The organism is Methylorubrum suomiense, assembly GCF_022179765.1.
Taxonomy (GTDB): Bacteria; Pseudomonadota; Alphaproteobacteria; order Rhizobiales; family Beijerinckiaceae; genus Methylobacterium; species Methylobacterium suomiense.
In genome coordinates this window covers 1-962 of the sequence record NZ_BPRE01000048.1, presented here as the reverse complement: position 1 = coordinate 962, position 962 = coordinate 1, and the positions used below count along the sequence as shown (strand labels likewise).

1 protein-coding gene is annotated in these 962 nt (G+C 76.9%); it reads right to left on the bottom strand.

The genetic code is table 11. From position 1 onward, the window contains the following. Positions 1-962, bottom strand: a 962-nt coding sequence (locus tag MFF26_RS26360; protein ID WP_238308971.1) for an AMP-binding protein, incomplete at both ends; no start/stop codon positions are given.

The following is a 962-nucleotide window of genomic DNA, read 5'->3' as shown; positions in this document are numbered from 1 at the left end:
CGCGAATGCGCGCGACGAGCTTTGCGGCGAGGAGGGAATGCCCGCCGCGCTCGAAGAAGCCGTCCGTCCGGCCCACCCGCTCGACGCCCAGCAGCGCCGTCCACAAACCCGCCAACGCCGTCTCGGTCGCCCCCTGCGGCGGCGCCGCGTCCCGCCCCCGCCAATCCGGCGCCGGAAGCCCCGACCGGTCGAGCTTCCCGCTCGCCAGACGCGGCAGCGCGGCCAGCTCCACGATCAGCGACGGACGCAGGTGAGCCGGCAGACGCGCCGCCAGATGCGCCGACAGGATTGCGGCCAGGTCTGCTTCGCCCTGGGCGGCATCCCCCCCCGGACCCCGTCCGGCGACGTAGGCCACGAGATGCGCCTCCGTCCCCCGCATGACCGCCCCCACCGCCGCCTCGCGGCAGCGCGGATGCGCCAGAAGATGCGCCTCCACCTCCCCCGGCTCGATGCGGAAGCCCCGCACCTTCACCTGACCGTCCAGACGCCCGAGATACGACAGGCTCCCGTCCGCCCGCCGCACCACCCGGTCGCCCGTGCGGTACAGCCGCCCCCCCGGCGCCCCGAACGGATCCGGCACGAACCGCACCGCCGTCGCCCCGGGCGCGCCGACATAGCCCCGCGCCAGACCCGACCCGCCGAGATACAGCTCCCCCGGCACGCCCGGGCCGACCTCGCGCAGCGCCGCGTCCAGCACGTAGGCCGTGCGCGCCCCCACCGGCGTGCCGATCGGCAGCCAGTCGCCCCCTGCCACGGCCGCGGCGTCCGCCTCCGGGTCAACCGCCAGCAGCAGCGGCGTGATCACCGTCTCGGTCGGGCCGTAGCCGTTGATGATCCGCGCGGGCGCGAAGGTCCGGCGCACCGCCCGGAACGCGTCGAGGCCGAACGCCTCGCCGCCGGCCGTCCACGAGCGCACCGGCAGCCGGCCGCCGCCGGCCTGCGCATGCGCCTCGGCCAGGCTG